Source organism: Allobosea sp. FG18 (assembly GCF_057809495.1).
Genome location: NZ_JBMDKB010000002.1, coordinates 1 through 20,407, shown reverse-complemented (window position 1 = coordinate 20,407; position 20,407 = coordinate 1). Strand labels below are relative to the sequence as shown.

Here is a 20,407-nt window from a genome sequence, read left to right as displayed (position 1 = left end):
ACCGGTTCACGACCAAGGCCGCTTACGTTTTCGTCATGGTCGGGCCTGTCCCGACCATCCACGTCTTCCTTCATCGAGATCGGTGTTCAAGGCGTGGATGCTCGCCACAAGGGCGAGCATGACGAAACTGGAATAACCCCGGTGTTTCTACCCGAAGGCGGCGCACTCTAGCCTCAAAAACAATGACGCTCGTTCTCGAACAATTGCTCAACGGCCTGCAGTTCGGCGTGATGCTGTTCCTGCTCGCAGCCGGACTGACGCTGATCTTCGGCATCATGGGCGTGATCAACCTCGCCCATGGCTCGCTCTATATGGTCGGCGCCTATGCCGCCGCCTTCGCCGCGGCGCAGACCGGTTCCTTCCTGATTGCTGTGCTCGCAGGCCTCGCCGCCGCCGCCTTCATCGGCATGGTCATGGAACTCGTCGTGCTGCGAAGGCTCTATGCGCGGGACCATCTCGACCAGGTGCTGGCGACCTTCGCGCTGATCCTGATCTTCAACCAGAGCGTGACGCTGCTCTTCGGCCGCCAGCCGCTCTTCGTCTCGGTTCCCCCGGCGCTGAACGGCTCGGTGCAGCTCCTGCCCGGCCTGACCTATCCGGTCTACCGGCTAGCGATCATCGCCGTCGGCCTGCTCGTGGCGCTTGGCCTCTACCTCCTGATCAACCGCACCCGCGTCGGCATGCTGGTCCGCGCCGGCGCTACCCATCGCGAGATGGTGCGCGCGCTCGGCGTCGATATCCGCCTGCTCTACACCGCCGTCTTCGGGCTCGGCGCGCTGCTCGCCGGCCTCGCCGGGCTGATGGCCGGGCCGATCCTCGCCGTGCAGGTCGGCATGGGCGAGCAGATCCTGATCATGACCTTCGTCGTCGTGGTCATCGGCGGCGTCGGCTCGATCCGCGGCGCCTTCTTCGGCGCGCTGCTCGTCGGCCTCGTCGATACCTCCCTGCGTGCCTTCGCACCCGGCCTGCTGCGCCATGTCATGACAGGGTCCGAGGCCGATGCGCTCGGCGCCGGCCTCGCCTCGATGGGCATCTACCTGCTGATGGCGATCGTGCTGCTGGTGCGGCCCAAGGGACTCTTCCCCGCCCATGTCTGAGAACGCCATCACCAACACGGACTCGGCCGCGCCCGCACCGGGCCGCATCGTCACGCTGCTCCTGCTCGCCGTCGCGCTGATCGCCCTGCCCTTCATCGTCAAAGCACTCGGCCAGCCGGCACTGGTGCCCCTGGCGACACGCGTCCTGATCTACGCCATCGCCGCCGCCAGCCTGAACCTCGCGCTCGGCTTCGGCGGGATGGTCTCATTCGGCCACGCCGCCTTCTTCGGCATCGGCGGCTATGCCGTCGGCATCCTCTACCGGACCTTCGCCGACGACGCGCTCTTCCTCGGCTTCATCCCCGGCACGGACCAGTTGCTGATCACGCTGCCCGCCGCGATCCTCGTCGCCGGCCTCTTCGCCTGCATCATCGGCGCGCTGTCGCTCCGCACCAGCGGCGTGCAGTTCATCATGATCACGCTCGCCTTCGCGCAGATGCTGTTCTTCCTCTTCGTCTCGCTCAAGGCCTATGGTGGCGATGACGGCATGACGATCCGCCGCCGCAATGCGTTGTTCGACCTCAACACGCGCGACGACGTGACCTTCTATTTCATCTGCCTTGTCATCGCGGCGCTGGTCTTCCTCGCGCTCCGGCGCATCGTCGGCTCGCGCTTCGGCATGGTTCTCGCCGGCATCCGCCAGAACGAGCGGCGCATGGCCGCGATCGGCATCGCCCCCTATCGCTACAAGCTCGCGGCCTTCGTCATCTCCGGCATGGGCGCAGGGCTCGCGGGCGCGCTGATGGCGAACTACCTGCGCTTCGTCAGCCCGGACATGCTGCACTGGACCAAGTCCGGCGAGCTGATGATCATGGTCATCCTCGGCGGCGTCGGCACCTTGCTCGGCCCGTTGCTCGGCGCCGCCGCCCTCGTCATCCTCGAGACCGTGCTGACGAGCTGGACCGAGCATTGGCAGCTCGTGCTTGGGCCGATCCTGCTGCTTGTCGTGCTCTTCACGCAAGGCGGGCTCAACGGCCTGCTCGCTCGCCTCGGCCTCGGCAGGAGCGCGCCATGACCGCGACGCTTCTTTCCGTGCGCGGCCTGCGCAAGCGCTTCGGCGGGCTCATTGCTACCGATGGGGTCGACCTCGACGTGCGCGACGGCGAGATCCATGCGCTGATCGGCCCCAACGGCGCCGGCAAGACCACGCTGCTGACCCAGCTCTTCGGCGAACTCTCGCATGACGAAGGCGCGATCACGCTATCGGGCGAGGATATCGGCGCCCTGCCGACCGCCCAGCGCGTCCGGCGCGGCCTCGCCCGCACCTTCCAGATCACCCAGCTCCTGCCGGATTTCACGATGCTCGACAATGTCGCGCTCGCCGTGCAGGCCCATGACGGCCACAGCTTCCGCTTCCTCGGCAATGCGCGCCGCGACGAGAGCCTGCGGGCCCGCGCCCGCCAGCATCTCGCGACGGCGGGCCTGAGCCATCGCGCCGAAATCAAGGTCGCCGATCTCTCCCATGGCGAGCAGAAGCAGCTCGAATTCGCGATCGCCCTCGCCTGCGAGCCGCGCCTGCTCCTGCTCGACGAACCGATGGCGGGCTTGGGCCATGCTGAAAGCGAGCAGATGGTGGCGATGCTCTCCGCGTTGAAGGGCCGCGTCACCATGCTCCTCGTCGAGCACGACATGGAGGCGGTCTTCGCCTTGGCGGACCGCATCTCCGTTCTGGTCTATGGCCGCGTCATCGCCACCGGCACGGCCGAAGAGATCCGCGACAATCCGGAGGTTCGCACCGCCTATCTCGGCGAGGGAGACGCCTGATGCTGAGCGTGCGCAACCTGCAATCCGCCTATGGCCGGAGCCAGGTGCTGTTCGACGTCGCGCTCGACATCGCGGAGGGCGAAGTCGTGACCCTGCTCGGCCGCAACGGCATGGGCAAGACCACGACGGTGCGCTCCATAATGGGACTGCTGGCGCCGAAGGGCGGCGACATCCGCTTCGAGAGCCAGGACGTCCGCGGCATCGCGCCCGAGAAGATCGCCCGCTGCGGCATCGGCCTCGTGCCCGAAGGCCGGCAGGTCTTCCCGACACTCTCCGTGCGCGAAAACCTCGTCGCCACCGCCTCGAACCGGCTGAAACGTTCCTCGCCCTGGACGTTGGAACGGGTCTATGCCCTCTTCCCCCGCCTGCAGGAACGCGCCAGCCAGTCGGCCCGCACACTCTCGGGCGGCGAGCAGCAGATGCTCGCGGTCGGCCGAGCCCTGATGACCAACCCCAAGCTCCTGATCCTCGACGAGGCGACCGAAGGCTTGGCTCCGGTGATCCGGGCCGAGATCTGGGGCTGCATCGAGGCGCTGAAGGCACAGGGACAGTCGATCCTGCTGATCGACAAGAATATCAATGTGCTCAAACGCATCGCCGACCGGCACTACATCATCGAGAAGGGCCGCACGGTCTGGTCGGGCTCCAGCGCCGACCTCGCGGCCAATGCGGAACTGATGCATCGCTATGTCGGCGTCTGAAACGGACCTTCACGAGATCGTCGCGCACAGCGCCGAGAACGACCCGGTCGAGGCTTTGCGCGATGCGCTGGGCGACATTCTCGCCGGGCTCGTAACGGCCGGCTGCGGCCCGCATCACCTGCGCGAGATGGTCTGGGAAACCGACAGGCCCGACGCTTTCCATCTCTCCCGCCATACGGTGGAACTCGCCTATCGCGAAACCTTCGCCGGCTTCCGCCCGTCGATCCGGCTCCAACCGAGGGCCGAAGCCGGCCTGACGATCCGCGCCAGCCATGCCGCCGCGCAGCCGCTGCCCGATACGCTCGTCGATGGCTACAGCCTGCGCGAACTCGGCCGGCAGTACAGCCCGCGCCTGCAAGCCGACATGAAGGCACTGTTCCGGCAATGGAGCCGCGATGGCGAGGCTTTCCGCGCCCGCCATGGCGCCGCCGATCTCGCCTATGGCCCGGGCCGCTTCGAGAGGCTCGACCTTTATCGCCCAGCCGGAGTGACACGCGCGCCGATCTTCGTCTTCATCCATGGCGGCTACTGGCAGGCTTCGGACAAGGCCCAGCATGCCCAGTTTTCGCAAGGACTGCTCGACGCCGGCTATGCCGTCGCCATGCCCAATTACGGGCTGGCGCCGGATACGCCGCTGGAAACAAGCCTCGCTCAGAGCGTGGCCGCCCTGAATTTCCTCGTCCGCGAATCCGACGCGCTAGGGCTCGACCCGGCGCGTTTGCATGTCTCCGGCCATTCTGCCGGGGGACATCTCGCCACCATGGTGCTCTGCGCAGAGAACGCTCCGCCAGTCGCCTCGGCCTTGCTGCTCTCCGGCCTCTATGACCTCGACCCCCTCGGCCACCTCCCACTCGGCCGCTTGCTCGGGCTCGACGATGCCACCCGCGCCAAAAGGCTCAGCCCCATCGCCCAGCCACGCCCGCAATCCACGCGGATCGCCTTCGCTGTCGGAGAGGGCGAGAGCGACGCCTTCAAGGCGCAATCGGCCGCACTTGCGGCAACGTGGCAGGCGCCGGCCCCCCTGATCTGCCCCGGCCATCATTTCAGCATGCTGGAAGGCCTGAACGGCGGCGCCCTGCTCGATCTCGCCTTGCGCACGGCGGAGGGTCCATGACCCGCCCTGCCAAACCCTTGCGCCTCGCCCTGATCGGCTGGGGCGCCATCAATCGCCGCGTCGCGGAGCTACTCGCGGAGAGGGGCAAAGGCGACATCAACATCATCGTTGTCGCCGTCCGCAATCCAACCGCCGCAGGTGACATCCCGGCCGCCGCGAAGCTGATCACGACCCCGAACGAACTGGCCGATCTCGACCTCGATCTCATCGTCGAGGCCGCCGGGCGCGAGGCTGTCGGCATCTGGGGCGAGGCCGCGCTCGCGCATGCCCCCGCTTTCGCCGTCGCCTCGACCAGCGCCTTCTGCGACGACGCCCTGCTCGATCGACTGATCGCCGCCGCCGAAAGCCGGGGCAGTCAGCTCCTGATCCCACCCGGTGCGCTCGCCGGCATCGACGGCATCGCAGCCGCCTCCCTGCTGCCACTCGACGAAGTCATCCACCGCATCGTCAAGCCGTCGGCCGCCTGGCGCGGGACCTCGGCCGAGAGCCTGATCGCACTCGATCAGATCACCGAGGCCACGACCTTCTTCTCCGGCACCGCCCGCGAAGCCGCCTCACGCTTTCCGCAGAACGCCAATGTCGCGGTGGTCTCGGCGCTCGCCGGCATCGGGCTCGACCGCACCCGCGTCGAGCTCGTCGCCGACCCAGCCGCCGGAGGTAACGGCCACCAACTCAGCGCGCGCGGCGCCTTCGGCAGGCTCGACATCGCCATCGAGAACCGCCCGCTCGCCACGAACCCGAAATCCTCGGAAATGACGGCGCTGGGGCTGGTCAGGCTGATCGAGAACCGCGTGCGCACGTTGGTGCGCTGACCTTTTCTTGTCATTCCGGGCGCAGCGAAGCGGAGACCCGGAATCCACGACGGGGCCCCGCGCCTTGGGTGGATTCCGGATCTGCGCCGCTTTGCGGCTTGTCCGGAATGACAAGAGGGTGGCTCGCACCATTCATAACCATAACAATCTGAATTTATCTGATTTAGCCGACTGGATCACAGAATGACCCGCCACCTATGGTCCCCATCGAGACCGGCGGACACGCCGCGCAGAGACCGCTGAACGCATCGCCAGCCGAGGCTTCCATGACGACCTATCCCGATCTCAAGCTCTATATCGGCGGCGCCTGGCGGAAGACGGCGGAGGAGCAGCCGGTCATCAATCCGGCCGACGAGAGCGTCATCGGCGCGGTGCCGCTCACCTCGCACTCCGATCTCGACGATGCGCTGGCGGCTGCCGACGCGGGCTTCAGGGTCTGGAGCCGCATGGCCCCGCGCACCCGCGGCGAGATCATGCTGAAGGCGGCCGCGCTGATGCGCGGGCGTGTCGAGGAGATCGCCTATGCGATCACGCTGGAGCATGGCAAGCCGCTGGCGCAGGCCCGGCTCGAAGTCGTCCGGGGCTGCGAGTTCTTCGAATGGGATGCAGCCGAGGGCCAACGCGCCTATGGCCGCGTCATCCCGAGCGAGCCCGGCATCCGCTACGTCGTGATGCACCAGCCGGTCGGCACGGTCGCGGCCTTCTCGCCCTGGAATTTCCCGATGAGCCAGCCCTGCCGCAAGATCGCGGGCGCGCTCGCGGCCGGCTGCTCGATCATCATCAAGGCGGCCGAGGAGACCCCGGCCGGCGCCCTCCACATCGCGCGCGCCCTGCACGATGCCGGCGTGCCGCCCGGCGTGTTCAACCTCGTCTTCGGCGTGCCCGCGAAAATCTCCAGCTATCTGATTCCACAGGCGCAGACCCGGCTCGTCGCCTTCACAGGCTCGACCGCGGTCGGCAAGCATCTCTCGGAGCTGGCCGCGCGCCATATGACGCCGGTGCTGATGGAGCTCGGCGGCCATGCCCCGGTCATCGTCTGCGACGATGTCGACCCCATCGCCGCAGCCCATCTCTCCGCCACCCGCAAGGTCCGCAATGCCGGCCAGGTCTGCACCTCGCCGACGCGCTTCTTCGTGCAGCAGGATATCTATGAGCGCTTCACCAAGGCCTTCGTCGAGAAGGCTCAGGCTGTAACGGTCGGCAACGGCCTCGATGCCGGAACCGAGATGGGCCCGGTCGCCAATCACCGCCGCATCGAGGCGCTGGAAGCGCTCACCGCCGATGCGCGAGCCCGTGGCGGACGCGTCCTGACCGGCGGCGAGCGCCTCGGCAATCGCGGCTATTTCTTTCCGCCCACCGTCCTGACCGAATTGCCGGACGATGCCCGCGCGCTGCGCGAGGAGCCCTTCGGCCCGATGGCGATCATCAACCCCGTCCGCACGGTCGAGGAAGCGATCGAGAAGGCCAATTCCCTGCCCTTCGGCCTCGCGGCCTACGGCTTCACGCACTCCGCCGCCCGCGCCGACCAGCTCGCGGAGGGCATCGAGGCGGGCAATGTCTCGATCAATACGCTGGAGGCTTCCGTCGCCGAAGTGCCCTTCGGCGGCGTCAAGGATAGCGGCTATGGACGCGAGGGTGGCGCCGAGGGGCTGGCGCATTACATGACCGTGAAGACCCTGTCTCACAGGATGGTCATCTAGCCGCAATGCGCCGGACAGGCTGACCAGTTATCCTGCTGGCAGGAATGCCATAGGGACGAAATATTGCGCATGGACGGGGTGGAAAGCTGGCGGCTCCGGGTTTTCCCGGCATTCTGGCCGCGATGATTCGCATTCCCCTCCTGTCTCTGCTGGCGTTGAGCCTCGGCGCCTGTGCTGTGGGGCCGGACTATGCGCCGCCCGCGCTCGACCTGCCGCAGCGCTGGAACGCAGCGGCGACCGGCAAAGCGTCGCCCCGGCCCAGCGAATGGTGGCGCGGCTTCCGCGACCCTACGCTCAAAGCGCTGATCGATCAGGCCATCGCCGGCAATCTCGACGTCGCGCAGGCCAAGGCCCGTATTCGCGAGGCCCGTGCCGCGCGCGAGCAGGCCGTCGGCGCGCTCTTCCCGCAGATCGATGGCGGCGCCTCGGCCACGCGCTCGCGCTCGTCGACGGTCACCCGCAACAGCTTCCGCGCCGGCTTCGACGCCTCCTGGGAGATCGACCTGTTCGGCGCGCGCGACCGGGCCGTCGAGGCTGCGACCTATGGTACCGATGCCGCCTTCGACGATCTCGATACGGTGATGCTCACGCTGATCGGCGATGTCGCCTCGACCTATGTCGAGGCACGCGGCCTGCAGGCGCGGATCGTGCTTGCCCGCAGCACCGCGAAGACCCAGCGCGAGACCGAGGCGCTGACCCGCACCCGCTTCCAGGCCGGCGACATCTCCGCCATCGACACCGCCCGCGCAACCGCCCAGGCCGCCAGCACCGAAGCGCAGATCCCTTCGCTCGAAGCCTCGCTCGCCCAGAGCCAGCACCGGCTCGCCGTGCTGACCGGCCGCCCGCCGGCTGCGATGGCCAGCTATTTCAACCGCACGGCGGCAGTGCCCGGTACGCCCGCCCCGCCACGCTCCGGCATCCCGGCCGACGTGCTGCGCCGCCGCCCCGATGTCCGCTCGGCCGAGCGCCAACTCGCGCAGGCCACCGCCCGGATCGGCCAGGCCGAGGCCAATCGCTATCCCTCGGTCTCGCTGACCGGCAATATCTCGACCTCGGCGCTCAAGCTCGGCGATCTCGCCAAGAACAGCGCCATCGGCTGGTCGATCGGCCCGAGCCTCAGCGTGCCGATCTTCAACGGCGGCGAGCTTGCGGCAGCGGTCGATGCGGCCCGCGCCCGGCGCGATCAGCAGGATGCGGCGCTCAAGCTCGCCGTGCTGACCGCGCTGCAGGATGTCGAGGACAATCTCGTCGGCTTGCGCCAGCAGCGGCTCAGGCTCGGCAGCCTGACCGAAGCCGCCCGCGCCTCCGGCGAAGCCGCGCGGCTTTCCCGCGCGCTCTATACGGCGGGCACGGCGAGCTTCCTCGACGTGCTCGAAGCCCAGCGCACGCTCTACGCATCGGAGGAATCGCTGATCCAGAGCCGGGTCGCGCTCGCGACGAGCTTCATCGCGCTCAACAAGGCGCTGGGCGGCGGCTGGCTCCGGCCTGTCAATGTCTCGGCCCCGGCCGTCGTTGACGCCGAGACCGGTCCGCGCCTGCGCATTCTTCCCGTCGAGGAGCCGCAACCATGAGGCTGCGCCGCCTTCTTTTCCCCGCCCTGATCCTCGCGGCCGCCGGCGGCTACTATTGGTGGCAGGCCCGCCAGCCCTCGCCGGCCGAGACCGTCAGCCTGCCCAGCGCCGAGGCGGTGATGGGCAATGTCGAGGAGGCCGTGCTCGCCTCCGGCGCGCTGGAGCCGGTCCGGCAGGTCAGCGTCGGCGCGCAGGCGACCGGCCGCATCGTCTCGCTCAAGGTCAAGCTCGGCGACAATGTCGCGACCGGCGACCTGATCGCCGAGATCGACGGCATCACCCAGCAAAACGCGCTGCGCTCGGCCGAGGCCGATCTCGCGGCGTTGAAGGCCCAGCGCGCCGAGCGCGGCGCTAGCCTCGCCTATGCCCAGGCCGTGCTCGCCCGCCAGAAGCAGATGATCGGCCAGAACGCCGTCTCGCGCGACGCCTTCGAGAATGCCGAGATGACGGTGAGCGTGACCCGCGCCCAGATCGAGTCGCTCGATGCGCAGATCCAGTCGAGCCAGGTCAAGGTCGAGGATGCCCGCGCCAAGCTCGGCTATACCCGCATCACGGCGCCGAGCCCCGGCACCGTCCTCGCCATCGTCGCGCAGGAAGGCCAGACGGTGAATGCGGTGCAATCCGCGCCGACAGTCGTGGTGCTCGGCGACGTTTCGACCATGACGGTCAAGGCCAAGATCTCGGAAGCCGACGTGCTCCGGGTCAAGGCCGGGCAGGAAGTCTATTTCAGCGTGCTCGGCGCGCCCGAGCGGCGCTTCCCGGGCAAGATCTCCTATGTCGAGCCGGCGCCCGACACCCTGAAGACGCAGAATATGACGTCTTCCTCCAGCGCGAGCAGCTCGTCCTCCGCCGCCAGCACGAGCGCGGTCTACTACAACGCGCTGTTCGAAGTACCGAACCCCGAAGGGCGACTTTTGACCTCGATGACGGCGCAGGTCACCGTCATCGTCGGCCGGGCGCAGAATGTCCTGACCGTGCCCTCGACCGCCGTACGACGTCGCGGGCCGAACGCCTTCGTCGATGCGCTCGGCCCCGACGGCAAGCCGGAGCAGCGCAAGGTCACGACCGGGCTCGACAACAAGATCGTGGTCGAGATCACCTCCGGCCTGAAAGCGGGCGAGCGCGTCGTCACCACCCGCAGCAGCGGCGGCCCGGATGCGACGCGCCCGACGCGCGCCCGGCGCTCGCCCTTTGGCTTCTGAGGCGCCCGTGACGGGCAAGCCGCTCATCCGCCTCGCCGGCGTCCGGCGCGATTTCGGCGAGGGCGAGGCCGCCGTCGCCGCGCTCGACGGCGCCGATCTCGTCATCGAAGCTGGCGAGATGGTCGCGATCGTCGGTCAATCCGGCTCCGGCAAGTCGACCTTGATGAACATCATCGGCTGCCTCGACCGCCCGACCGGCGGCAGCTACGAGATCGACGGCCGGCCGACGCGGGACCTCGACCCGGACGAGCTGGCCCGGCTTCGGCGCGAATATTTCGGCTTCGTCTTCCAGCGCTACCACCTGCTCTCGGAACTGACCGCGCTCGCCAATGTCGAAGTGCCCGCGATCTATGCCGGCGTGCCGCCCGGCCCGCGCCAGAGTCGCGCCGCGATGCTGCTGGAGCGGCTGGGCTTAGCCTCGCGCGCGACGCACCGGCCCTCCGAACTCTCCGGCGGCCAGCAGCAGCGTGTCTCGGTGGCGCGCGCCCTGATGAACGGCGCCCGCGTCCTCCTCGCCGACGAACCGACCGGCGCGCTCGACCGCAAAAGCGGCGAGGAGATGCTCGCGCTGATCGAGGAGCTGAACCGCGAGGGCCACACGGTCATCCTCGTCACCCACGACATGAATGTCGCGGCGCGCGCCCATCGCATCATCGAGCTCAGCGATGGCCGGATCATCGACGACCGGCGCACCGCGCCGCGCTCGGAAGCCGTGCCGCCGCCCTCCCCCGTGCCGGCCCCGGCCGGACTGCTGCGCGCCGGTTTCGGCCGGCTCAAGGAAGCCTTCGGCATGGCGGTGCGGGCCATGACCGCCCACAAGCTGCGTACGACGCTGACCATGCTCGGCATCGTCATCGGCATCGCCGCCGTGGTCAGCGTCGTCGCGCTCGGCGAAGGCGCCAAGCAGAACGTGCTCCAGAACATCTCCGGCCTCGGCACCAACACGCTGGAGATATTCCCCGGCGCCGGCTTCGGCGACACGCGCTCCGGCCGGGTCAGGACCCTGACCGTGCTCGACGCGCAGGTCCTCGCGGCCCAGCCCTATGCCGCGAGCGTGACGCCGACGGTTTCGACCAGCGCGACGATCCGGCTCGGCAATGTCGAGGCGTCGGCGCTCGTCAACGGCGTCAGCGAGCGCTATTTCGACGTGCGCGGCAGCGTGCTGACGCGCGGCTCCTTCTTCACCGCCGAGGATGTCCGCACGCTGGCGCAGGACGTCGTCATCGACGAGAATACGCTCGGCGTGCTCTTCCCGAACGGCACGGCCAACCCGATCGGCACGGTCTTCCTGATCGGCACCGTGCCCAGCCGCATCGTCGGCGTGATGCGCCAGCAGCAGGGCGGCTTCGGCGGCAGCCAGAACCCGCAGGTCTTCATGCCCTACACCTCGGTGCAGGGCCGATTCCTCGGCGATCTCTCACTGCGCTCGATCACGCTGCGCGTCGACGACGACACCCCGATGGCGGCGGCTCAGGAGGCGGTTACGGAGCTCCTGACCCATCGCCACCGCGCCAAGGACTTCTTCATCTTCAACCAGGACGAGATCCGCAACACCATCACCGCCACGACCCAGACGCTGACGCTGATGATCTCCTCGATCGCCGTCATCTCGCTGCTGGTCGGCGGCATCGGCGTGATGAACATCATGCTGGTCTCGGTGATCGAGCGCACCAGCGAGATCGGCCTGCGCATGGCGGTCGGTGCGCGCCGCAGCGATATCATGCAGCAATTCCTGATCGAGGCCTCGCTGGTCTGCTTCATCGGCGGCGCGCTCGGCATCGGGCTGGCGCTGGCCATCGGCTATGGCTTCGAGGCCTCGGGCTCGCAGATGCGGTTCATCTATTCGGGCGAGGCTTTCGCCGTCGCCATCGCCTGCTCGACGCTGATCGGCCTGACCTTCGGCTTCCTGCCGGCGCGCAACGCCGCGAAGCTCGATCCGGTCGCGGCTCTGGCGCGGGACTAGCTGCGCGCTCCGCGTCGCGGCGCTTCCGGCATGAGCCGCCCCGCACTCGCGAGGATAGCATCGGCCAGCGCCCGCGCCGCCGCCTGGTGCGACTGGCCACCGATGACGACGAACTCGATCGTACCCAGCGGCGGCAGCGCCTCGCGCGGCTCAACCTCGGCGAGACCCTGCGGGATCAGGCGGGCCGAATGCGCAGTGAGGCCGAGCCCGGCCACCGTCGCCGCGCGCAGACCCGCGAGGCTGCCGCTGGTGCAGGCGACGCGCCAGGAGCGGCCCGCCCGCTCCAGCGTCTCGATCGCATGGACCCGCGTGATGCTCGGCGGCGGATAAAGCACGAGCGGGACGACCGGCTGCTCGGCAAGCCGCGCGCCCGGCCTGCCCGCCCAGACCAGCCGCTCCTGCCAGGCGACCTCGCCGCGCGCGTCGCCCTTGCGCCGCTTGGCGAAGATCAGGTCGAGTTCGCCCGCGTCATATTGCTCGTAGAGCAGGCCGCTCAGCCCCACAGTCAGCTCCAGATCGACCGCATGGTGCTGCATGGCGAAGGCCGCCAGGATCTCCGGCAGAGCCGTATAGGCGAAATCCTCGGAAACCCCGAGCCGGAGCCGCCCGCGCAGGGTCGAGCCGGCGAGATAGCGCTCGATCCGCTGCCCCGCCTCCAGCGCCTGCCGCGCAAAGGGCAGGATCGCGTCAGCATCCGGCGTCGGACGCACGCCATGGGTGTCGCGCTCCAGCAGGCGCCGGCCCAGCCGCTTCTCCAGCCGCGCGACATGCTGGCTGACCGAGGACTGGCGCAGGCCGAGCTGGCCCGCCGCCTCGGTGAAGCTCAGCGTCTCGCAGACCTTGAGGAAGCTCTGCAGCAGGACGGGATCGAGTGGCTTCGGATCGGGATCAAGCATCATCATAATCCATGATAGCCGATATCGAAACCAACATGGATCACAATGAGGCGGCAAGGGATTACAACGCGGCACCGCACCGGAAGGACCACCATGCTCCGCCGCACCCTCGCCCGCTTCGGCATCGATCCCTACCTGATCGCCCTGATGGCGACGGTCGCGATCGCGGCCGTTTTCCCCGCCCATGGCGCCGGAGCCGTGGTCGCCAATGACGCCGTCTCGGTTGCGGTCGCGCTGCTGTTCTTCCTCTATGGCGCACGGCTGTCGCCGTTGGCGGTCTGGGAAGGCCTACTGCACTGGCGCCTGCAATCGCTGGTCTTCGCCAGCACCTATGTGCTGTTCCCCCTGCTCGGCCTCGTGCTCACCCGCGTCTTCGCCGGCGTCCTGCCGTCCGAGCTGATCGCCGGGCTGATCTTCGTCTGCATCCTGCCCTCGACCGTGCAATCCTCGATCGCCTTCACCTCGATCGCGCGCGGCAATGTCGCCGCGGCCCTGTGCAGCGCCTCGGTCTCCAACCTCTTCGGCATGGTTCTGACACCGCTGCTGGTCGTGCTGCTCCTCGATTCGAAAGGCGGCGGCTTCAGCACCCGCGCCGTCGAAAGCATCGCGCTCCAGCTCCTGCTGCCCTTCGTCGCGGGTCAATTGCTGCGCCGCTGGATCGGGCCGTTCCTGCAACGGCACAAAGCGCCGATCTCGTTGGTCGACCGCGGCTCGATCCTGCTCGTCGTCTATGCCGCCTTCAGCGAAGGCATGGCCGCCGGCATCTGGTCGCAGGTCACGCTCGCCGATCTCGGCCTGATCATGGCGCTCGATGTCGTCCTGCTCGCCGCCGTGCTGGCGACCACCACCTTCGCCAGTCGGCGCCTCGGCTTCTCCAAGGAGGACGAGATCGCCATCGTCTTCTGCGGCTCTAAGAAGAGCATGGCGAGCGGTATTCCGATGGCGAACATCCTGTTTCCCGGCCAGGCGCTCGGCCTGATCGTGCTGCCGTTGATGCTGTTCCATCAGGCGCAGCTCTTCGCCTGCGCGGTCCTCGCTCAGCGCTATGCGCGCCGCCCGGTCCATCCGCAGCCGGAAACGTCCGACGAAGCGGCGTTGGTCACCGCAAAGGCGTGAGCCTGCCACCCGCTACTGGCAGCATCATTCATCGCGCGCGGGAACAACCCGGCCGGTCCGCAGGTTGTTCCCCTGAACGGCGAAGCCGGCGCCCTCTCAAACCAGGATTCCCCGATGCTCATCGGGGAGCGATCATGGAGGCGAGACATGAAGCAGGACGACAAGACCCAGCACGAAATCCGGAAGATCGCCTATGATCTCTGGATCAAGGACGGACAGCCCGAGGGTCGCGACCGCGAGCACTGGGAAGCCGCCAAGGAAATCTGGGCCTTCCGCAGCCACAACCACGTCCTCGACGAATCCAGCGATTCCGGAACGGGTTCGGCAAAGAAGCGTCAGCAGGCCTCCGACGCGGCCTGATCGCCAAGCCGGCCGCCATGGGCCGACGACAAGCAAAATAGCTGTCAGGCAAGCGCCGCCATGCGGCGCCTCAGCCTCAGGGGCAGACATACCCCATCGCGTCGGGCTGGCAGCGCGCGCCCGTAGGCAACACCAACGCCCCGCGTTCGCGCTTCACATAGTCGCCGTTCGGCAACGTGAAGCCGCCGGTATAATCCGGCGTGACACGTGTTCCGTCCGGCAACGCGAGTTGTGCGCCGTCGCGGACGATACGCTTGGCAGAAGGAGCCGCAGTCTGCTGCACAGGCTGAGGCCGGGGTGAGACACAGCCGGCGGCCAGAACGGCAACCAGGCTGGCGGCAATCAATGTCCTGATCATGCGTTTATCTTTGCCGCGCCTGACGGCAAGGTGCAACCCCGTCGCATACGCATGCTGCAGCGCGATTCTGGCCGCCTGCCGCCGGGAATTATCCGGCCTCACCTGTGCGGTCCTGCGAAACCGTCGCCGACTGCCGCTCAGCGGCGCGGTCGAGGCATTCGGCCATCTGGGACGTGCCCCAGCCGAATTTCGAACATTGCGCCGTTCCGACGGTATAGTCGCGGGTGGGATGATTGGACTCTGGCGTGCCATTGCAGCCGGTGAGAGCCAAGGTGATGATGGCGAGCGCCAATCGCATTGGGTTTCTCCTTGCTGTGGAGGCGGCGATTAAGGCCTAACCTCACCTGCGCTTCAACCTCGTTCGCTCCCGTCCACCAGAGGCCGGCGGCCTCGGGTGCGATCACTGGCGAGGAAAATCGTCGCGGCAAGCGACAGCACGTCACCGGCAGGGCCGAGGCTTCGCGCCGGATTGTGAATCGTACGATGATCGCAGGGCGATAGAGAGTGGCGGACAGGGAGTCCGCCTCCGCCGTACCCTTGCGTCTCGAAGTGTCTCAAGAGGCCCTGTTTCGGCGAATTTTTGTATGATTTTGTCTAGACACGTATCAGGGCGTACCGGTACATCTCATCGTACATTGTGAGTCATCTTGTGAGTCAGATCGATGGCGCGCCGCCTGAATATCCTGACCGCGCTCGCGGTTCGCAACGCTGCGACGCCGGGGCTGACGGCTGACGGGGGCGGGCTGTATCTGCAAGTCGGTCCGACCGGCGGAAAATCGTGGCTATTTCGCTTCATGCTGAAGGGAAAGGCCCGAGCGATGGGATTAGGCCCTTTGCATACGGTCTCATTGGCGGAGGCTCGTCAGGCGGCGCTTGAGTGCCGCAAAGCCTTGCTCAACGGCAAGGACCCGATCGAAGAGCGCAAAAGCCGCCTCGCTGCCTCCGAGACCAATACACAACCAACGTTCGAGTGGTGTGCGGACGCTTACATCAAGGCGCATGCTCCAGGGTGGCGGAATAAAAAACATGCCGAGCAGTGGCGGGCGACACTCAAAACCTACGCTCAACCGATTTTCGGCGAGCGTCCCGTCGATGAGATCGACTTAAGCTTGGTCATGCTGGCGTTGGAGCCGATCTGGACGAAGAAGACGGAAACGGCAAGCCGGGTCAGGGGGCGGGTCGAAGCGATTCTCGACTGGGCGGCGGTGCGCGGCTTTCGCTCTGGCGAGAACCCCGCGCGCTGGCGTGGGCATCTCGACGCCTTGTTGCCGGCCCGCACGCGCGTCAAAAAGGTTGAGCATCATGCCGCGCTGCCCTACGCTGAGCTTCCTGCCTTCATAGGGGCTCTGCGCGCCCGCGCTGCGAATGCCGCCCGCGCTCTTGAGTTTCTGATTCTAACCGCCGCGCGAACCGGGGAGATAATTCGAGCGGACTGGTCCGAAGTCGATCTTGAAAAGCAGGTCTGGACGATTCCGCCCGAAAGAATGAAAGCTGGCCGGGAACATCGAGTCCCGCTCTCGAAACGAGCGATCGGAATCCTCTCCGCATTGCCGAAACCACGAACCGGGATCGTGTTCAAGGCAGAGCAATCACAATCGGCGCTCTCGAACGCGGCGCTGCTCGCGCTACTCAAACGCATGGAGCGCCCCGACCTCACCGCCCACGGCTTTCGCTCGACCTTCCGCGACTGGGTAGCCGAGAAAACGACTTATCCGAACGAAATGGCCGAAATGGCGCTGGCGCATACTGTCAGCGACAGGGTCGAAGCCGCCTATCGGCGTGGCGACATGTTTGAGCGCCGCAAAAAAATGATGGAAGACTGGGCAGATTTCTGCAGCAAGGGCGCACTTCGGCATGGCGATCGACGAAAATCAAAAAGCAAGAAATAAGAGCACGAACATCAAGCGAAACAGCCTACGACACACGATAGGATTGGGCACCGCTGTTGGATTAATCAGAAAACGCGACGAGGATTTTGATTCAAGCGTTTTGCTCGAAATATTATCGAATGGAGGCATGACGGCATTCATCATCACCGAGTACGGCAGAATGCCGATCCCGAAAACCTATTGGGTCGGAATCACACAAGATGATTTGCCGCGCCCTCATCCTCTGAATTGGCTCGCCGTAAAGTACCAGAATATGCTTCCGCATGTTGCGATGCAGGTCGTCTCTGCCCGAAAATTCCTGCATAAATTCGGGGTCATTGACGACGGCGCGGCGTTTGAAGCGGATTATCCTGATTTAGCGCTGTGGTTGCGTACGAATCCGGCAGGAGGAATGGCGCAAAATCCCGAAGAAATCAGCGACAAACTAGATGAGCTGCTTGCTGCGCTTGCTCATCCGACCACAAAGAAATATCTCGCTCGCGTGACGAGAGCCGAGATCGAATCATATATCGGCGGCCGCAACGGCTTGCCGAAGCAAAAGACCGGGCGGGTGCCAAGTGCCATGCCAGATGAGTTTTGGCTTGAGCTTCTTAAATATTTTACGCCATTTAAGAATAGACTAGCCGTGAAAGCCATATCGGGTAGGATGCTGCATTGGCTTGAGGATAGATCGGCGAGCAACTCTCTTCTGGAAATAAAATGCAATGAGGTTCGCATCAAAGAAATCGTGCATTCGATGAACAAAATCGGCAAAGATAATTCCGGTCAAGTCGACGCCTGAAACTCAAATAGCGCGAGTAATAAGCGTCAAATCTAAAATAGACGACCTCGGTGTCATGATCGTAAAAAGACGACATGACACACACCGAGGCAAATATGGACAATGTTTCCACTCCGAACATCGCGGCAGTTCCGGTCGCGATGTCGATAAGAGAGGCCTGCCGATACTGCGGTCTTAGCCGCGCATCGCTGTATCGCGCGATTGCCGCCAAACAACTCGATACGCGAAAATTCGGATCGCGAACAATCATCCTGATGGATGATCTACGACGATTCATGGTGTCTCTGCCGCGCGGCTCTCCATAGCGGCCTATCGAACGCGTACCTGCGTAAACGATATGGTCCGAGAAACCTATGTAAAGAAGCTCAACATCATGAAAATCGCTAAAAGCGAGATTCCAAGCCGCTACGACGTGGCGTTCCTCCGACCCGACTATCTGCCTCGACGGGAGCGTTTTGAAACATCAGAAGACGTAGTTCGCGCCTGGCAAAGTGCCAAGAAGCGGCTTGCGGGTTCGAAATCCCAGATCATCTGCGAAGCGGTCGAAGCAATCGATCGTTGCATGATTGGGGAAGAAGCATGCGGGCTGACGATATGCCCGAAGTGTGCCCGTGCATATCGGCGCCTGTTCGGCCGCGATGTCTTGCAGACGCTGCCGAATGGGAACGACATTCTGCAATTCGTCACCATCCTGGATAGCCCGGTTGATGACAAAGAGCTGCGCTATTTCTCGATCGGGGCGTTCCACGACAACATCCGTCAGAAATTGCGCCGGTGTGGGCTTGGCTCGACGGTCACGATCGGCGGAACCGAATTCGCGCGGCACACGCCGGACGAAGGATGGGTGCCGCATCTGCATCTGATCATGCGGGCGCCGCCCAAGGAGGCTTTGGACGATTTCCGCTCGCGTTCAAAGAAGACGGTTCCGCTCATTCGGCCCGTGCATACGAAGCCCGTGGACAACCTGATCGGCCTTTGCACCTACATACAGAAATTCTCGCTACTAGACTGGCCGCTCGATCGCACCGGTCCATCGCGCTCCGCGTCACGTTCCTTGCCATCACGGCAAGCGAGAATTCTGGCGCGATTGTTGCTGCGTCACTCGTTCTCGGCTTTCCCGTTCCTCGTCGGTTGCAAGCATCGTGGCGACGGGATCGTAGTGTACTGATCGACCTAAAAGCCGTGACGACATGACGACGTCGTCACACAGTAGCCCTGTGCACATTAGTAGGCCGCAACGCGGTGCAGTGTAGTCCCTATTACTGCTCCTGCGCATACCCACTCACTGCATTGACGCTGTAATCGACGCTTTCAAGCGCTTCTATAGCTTCTGTCCTTGAATTCGTGATGACACTCGCTACGCGTCTCAAACTCCGTTTGAGACCGCTCGTAGAGCGTTTTGTCGTCACGACATTGATCTGCTTTCCGCTTCAAAAAGGATCAGCATCATGAAACGCGCCCGTCCTCGAAATCCGATTGCTGGCAATCGTCTCCTTCGGAGTTCTCGCCACGACACAGCCCATTCCCAAACAGCAGCGCGTTACCAACCATCACCGTTCACGCCATTCGACAACGCCACGCGATACCGAAACATGACGTTCGTCGAGGTCGCGCAACAGGTGGCTTGTGGAGGGATCGGTCGAAGTGAAACCGGTGAACTACACTACCTCTTGAAGATTGGTCGTGGCTCGGCAGCGGTCGTTCAAGCCGTCCCCGCTGCTCAACTGGCCGCACGAAATGGTGCGTTTTACGAGTGGCTGGCGAAGGCTGGGGCCCCGCAGCTCAAGTCCGAGTCCAAGAGCAGGCTCCAAGCTGCCCTCGAAGATTGCGCGGGTGACAAACCGTCGTTTTCGGTCCTGGCAAAACCCGGTTGGACTGCTGCCCTGGAAAGCTTCGTTCACCCTTCGGGCCTGATTGGGGATGCTGGGAGAAACATCGAGTTCAGGTCGCCGGAGAAACAAGCTCGGTATCACGAGAAGTTCCGTATTCTGGGTACTGCAAGGAATTGGCTGGATGATGCTGGCGAGCTGTGCTGCGGTAACTCGCTCGGCATTACGTTAGCCGCGGCTGCGCTCGCATCCCCGTTGCTGCTACCGATGGCGGAGGAGAATTTTGCGCTTTGCGTTGTCGGGACGCCGGAGTCCGGAAAATCGTCCTGGCTTGTCGCTGCATCAAGTCAATGGGGCGCTCATCCAGGGGTAGACAGAGCTCGGCAACTCGGCGCAGGAGAGATCGCGAATCACACGATCGCTAGCCTTGAAGAGTTGTTTGCCGCGCACAACGATCTCGGCCTTATCATTGATGATCTTCGCGGTCTGCGCGGAGCTGGGTCTCCCGTCGATATAATCGAACAACTCGCGTTTTTGTTGTCGGATGGCGCGGAGCGAGGGCGGCAAACTTCTGCTCATGCGCCGGAACGCTTCCGCCTCGTGTTGCTGACATCGGCAAATCAGCCCGTTCAAGCGAAAGCTGTTGCCAATCGCAGGACGGTCGATCGCGCAATCTTGGACCGGTTGATCGAAATTCCGCTACCTTCCGAGCACAGCGCCGTCGAGGAGCTTCATGACAGTAGAAACCTTAGCGAGTTCTGCGAGCGCCTGAAGAGCCGATCTGTTCGATGCGCTGGAGCAACCGGCCTCCGATTTCTGCGCAAGCTTAACGCCTGGCTGGCTGCTGACCGTGACGGCTGCGTGGCGTACCTGAAGCGCAAGCAAGAAATATTTATGAAGCAGAACGAGGGTGGCGGGGGCAAAAAGCGCGTTCTGCGCCGCTTCGGCATCATCTACGCCACCGGCTGTCTTGCGATTAAATTTCGTTTGCACCCCTGGGATCGGGAAAAGCTCGCGAATGCGCTGGCAACGTCGCTGGCGGGACATGTCCGGCTTACAGTTGCACAAGCACCCGGCACGCCGGCTGCGTCGAAAGCGGAAGTTGAAAAGCTGCTGGCCCTTCTCCGAAATTGGTTTGGTCAGCATCGTCCCAATTTGCGAGACGTATCGGCCAGTCCCATCGATCAGGCGTTGGAAGCCGAGTGTCAAACGGCCCGCAAAGTTGCCCCCCGATCGGCGTCCAATGTTGACCCC

General features: G+C 65.1%; 20 protein-coding genes. 17 read left to right on the top strand and 3 right to left on the bottom strand.

Features of this window, described 5'->3' with window-relative positions:
• The first annotated feature begins 182 nt into the window (after positions 1 to 182).
• The 10 genes from ACODTJ_RS02300 (at position 183) to ACODTJ_RS02255 (ending at position 11,924) form a co-directional block, all read left to right on the top strand.
• Entirely contained in the window at positions 183 to 1,097 is a 915-nt protein-coding gene (locus ACODTJ_RS02300; protein WP_454655627.1) for a branched-chain amino acid ABC transporter permease, read from the top strand.
• Positions 1,090 to 2,112, top strand: coding sequence for a branched-chain amino acid ABC transporter permease (locus ACODTJ_RS02295; protein WP_454655626.1), 1,023 nt, complete (start codon positions 1,090 to 1,092; stop codon positions 2,110 to 2,112). The genes ACODTJ_RS02300 and ACODTJ_RS02295 overlap by 8 nt, the downstream gene beginning before the upstream one ends.
• Positions 2,109 to 2,861 carry an ABC transporter ATP-binding protein gene (locus ACODTJ_RS02290; protein ID WP_454655625.1) on the top strand — a complete coding sequence of 251 codons (753 nt, stop codon included), beginning with the start codon at positions 2,109 to 2,111 and terminating at the stop codon, positions 2,859 to 2,861. Before ACODTJ_RS02295 ends, ACODTJ_RS02290 begins: the two co-directional genes overlap by 4 nt.
• Positions 2,861 to 3,562: an ABC transporter ATP-binding protein gene (locus tag ACODTJ_RS02285; RefSeq protein WP_454655624.1), complete on the top strand. Its 702-nt coding sequence runs from the start codon at positions 2,861 to 2,863 to the stop codon at positions 3,560 to 3,562. The genes ACODTJ_RS02290 and ACODTJ_RS02285 overlap by 1 nt, the downstream gene beginning before the upstream one ends.
• Positions 3,549 to 4,676, top strand: a complete 1,128-nt coding sequence (locus ACODTJ_RS02280) for an alpha/beta hydrolase (RefSeq protein WP_454655623.1) — start codon at positions 3,549 to 3,551, stop codon at positions 4,674 to 4,676. The genes ACODTJ_RS02285 and ACODTJ_RS02280 overlap by 14 nt, the downstream gene beginning before the upstream one ends.
• The gene (locus ACODTJ_RS02275; RefSeq protein ID WP_454655622.1) at positions 4,673 to 5,488 is read left to right on the top strand and encodes an aspartate dehydrogenase; all 816 of its coding nucleotides are present in this window, start codon (positions 4,673 to 4,675) and stop codon (positions 5,486 to 5,488) included. The genes ACODTJ_RS02280 and ACODTJ_RS02275 overlap by 4 nt, the downstream gene beginning before the upstream one ends.
• A gap of 266 nt (positions 5,489 to 5,754) precedes the next feature.
• Positions 5,755 to 7,188, top strand: coding sequence for an NAD-dependent succinate-semialdehyde dehydrogenase (locus ACODTJ_RS02270; RefSeq protein WP_454655621.1), 1,434 nt, complete (start codon positions 5,755 to 5,757; stop codon positions 7,186 to 7,188).
• Between the two features lie 122 nt (positions 7,189 to 7,310).
• Complete coding sequence (locus tag ACODTJ_RS02265; RefSeq protein WP_488847514.1) at positions 7,311 to 8,759, top strand: efflux transporter outer membrane subunit; 1,449 nt, start codon at positions 7,311 to 7,313, stop codon at positions 8,757 to 8,759.
• Positions 8,756 to 9,961: an efflux RND transporter periplasmic adaptor subunit gene (locus ACODTJ_RS02260; RefSeq protein ID WP_488847513.1), complete on the top strand. Its 1,206-nt coding sequence runs from the start codon at positions 8,756 to 8,758 to the stop codon at positions 9,959 to 9,961. The genes ACODTJ_RS02265 and ACODTJ_RS02260 overlap by 4 nt, the downstream gene beginning before the upstream one ends.
• Positions 9,915 to 11,924, top strand: a complete 2,010-nt coding sequence (locus tag ACODTJ_RS02255; protein WP_454655618.1) for a MacB family efflux pump subunit — start codon at positions 9,915 to 9,917, stop codon at positions 11,922 to 11,924. The genes ACODTJ_RS02260 and ACODTJ_RS02255 overlap by 47 nt, the downstream gene beginning before the upstream one ends.
• Here ACODTJ_RS02255 and ACODTJ_RS02250 read toward each other — a convergent pair.
• Positions 11,921 to 12,820, bottom strand: coding sequence for a LysR family transcriptional regulator (locus tag ACODTJ_RS02250; RefSeq protein ID WP_454655617.1), 900 nt, complete (start codon positions 12,818 to 12,820; stop codon positions 11,921 to 11,923). The two genes, ACODTJ_RS02255 and ACODTJ_RS02250, sit on opposite strands and share 4 nt — an antisense overlap.
• 93 nt (positions 12,821 to 12,913) lie before the next feature.
• On the opposite strand from ACODTJ_RS02250, the gene ACODTJ_RS02245 reads away from it, so the two are divergent.
• Both ACODTJ_RS02245 and ACODTJ_RS02240 read left to right on the top strand, forming a co-directional pair.
• Positions 12,914 to 13,936, top strand: a complete 1,023-nt coding sequence (locus tag ACODTJ_RS02245; RefSeq protein ID WP_454655616.1) for a bile acid:sodium symporter family protein — start codon at positions 12,914 to 12,916, stop codon at positions 13,934 to 13,936.
• A gap of 147 nt (positions 13,937 to 14,083) precedes the next feature.
• Complete coding sequence (locus ACODTJ_RS02240) at positions 14,084 to 14,296, top strand: DUF2934 domain-containing protein (RefSeq protein ID WP_454655615.1); 213 nt, start codon at positions 14,084 to 14,086, stop codon at positions 14,294 to 14,296.
• Positions 14,297 to 14,372: 76 nt separating this feature from the next.
• Here the strand turns inward: ACODTJ_RS02240 and ACODTJ_RS02235 are convergent, their stop codons facing one another.
• Both ACODTJ_RS02235 and ACODTJ_RS02230 read right to left on the bottom strand, forming a co-directional pair.
• Positions 14,373 to 14,654 carry a hypothetical protein gene (locus ACODTJ_RS02235; RefSeq protein WP_454655614.1) on the bottom strand — a complete coding sequence of 94 codons (282 nt, stop codon included), beginning with the start codon at positions 14,652 to 14,654 and terminating at the stop codon, positions 14,373 to 14,375.
• 88 nt (positions 14,655 to 14,742) lie between these two features.
• Positions 14,743 to 14,952 carry a hypothetical protein gene (locus tag ACODTJ_RS02230; protein WP_454655613.1) on the bottom strand — a complete coding sequence of 70 codons (210 nt, stop codon included), beginning with the start codon at positions 14,950 to 14,952 and terminating at the stop codon, positions 14,743 to 14,745.
• A 364-nt stretch (positions 14,953 to 15,316) separates the two neighbouring features.
• Here ACODTJ_RS02230 and ACODTJ_RS02225 point away from each other — a divergent pair, with 364 nt between their 5' ends.
• The 5 genes from ACODTJ_RS02225 to ACODTJ_RS02205 all read left to right on the top strand — a co-directional run.
• The gene (locus tag ACODTJ_RS02225) at positions 15,317 to 16,543 is read left to right on the top strand and encodes a tyrosine-type recombinase/integrase (RefSeq protein WP_488847512.1); all 1,227 of its coding nucleotides are present in this window, start codon (positions 15,317 to 15,319) and stop codon (positions 16,541 to 16,543) included.
• On the top strand, positions 16,509 to 17,324 hold the full coding sequence (locus tag ACODTJ_RS02220) for a hypothetical protein (protein ID WP_488847511.1): 816 nt from the start codon (positions 16,509 to 16,511) through the stop codon (positions 17,322 to 17,324). The genes ACODTJ_RS02225 and ACODTJ_RS02220 overlap by 35 nt, the downstream gene beginning before the upstream one ends.
• A 74-nt stretch (positions 17,325 to 17,398) precedes the next feature.
• Entirely contained in the window at positions 17,399 to 17,629 is a 231-nt protein-coding gene (locus ACODTJ_RS02215) for a helix-turn-helix domain-containing protein (RefSeq protein ID WP_488847510.1), read from the top strand.
• A gap of 68 nt (positions 17,630 to 17,697) precedes the next feature.
• Positions 17,698 to 18,492: a hypothetical protein gene (locus ACODTJ_RS02210; RefSeq protein WP_488847509.1), complete on the top strand. Its 795-nt coding sequence runs from the start codon at positions 17,698 to 17,700 to the stop codon at positions 18,490 to 18,492.
• Between the two features lie 280 nt (positions 18,493 to 18,772).
• Positions 18,773 to 20,407, top strand: a 1,635-nt coding sequence (locus ACODTJ_RS02205; protein ID WP_488847508.1) for a DUF927 domain-containing protein, incomplete at its 3' end; no start/stop codon positions are given.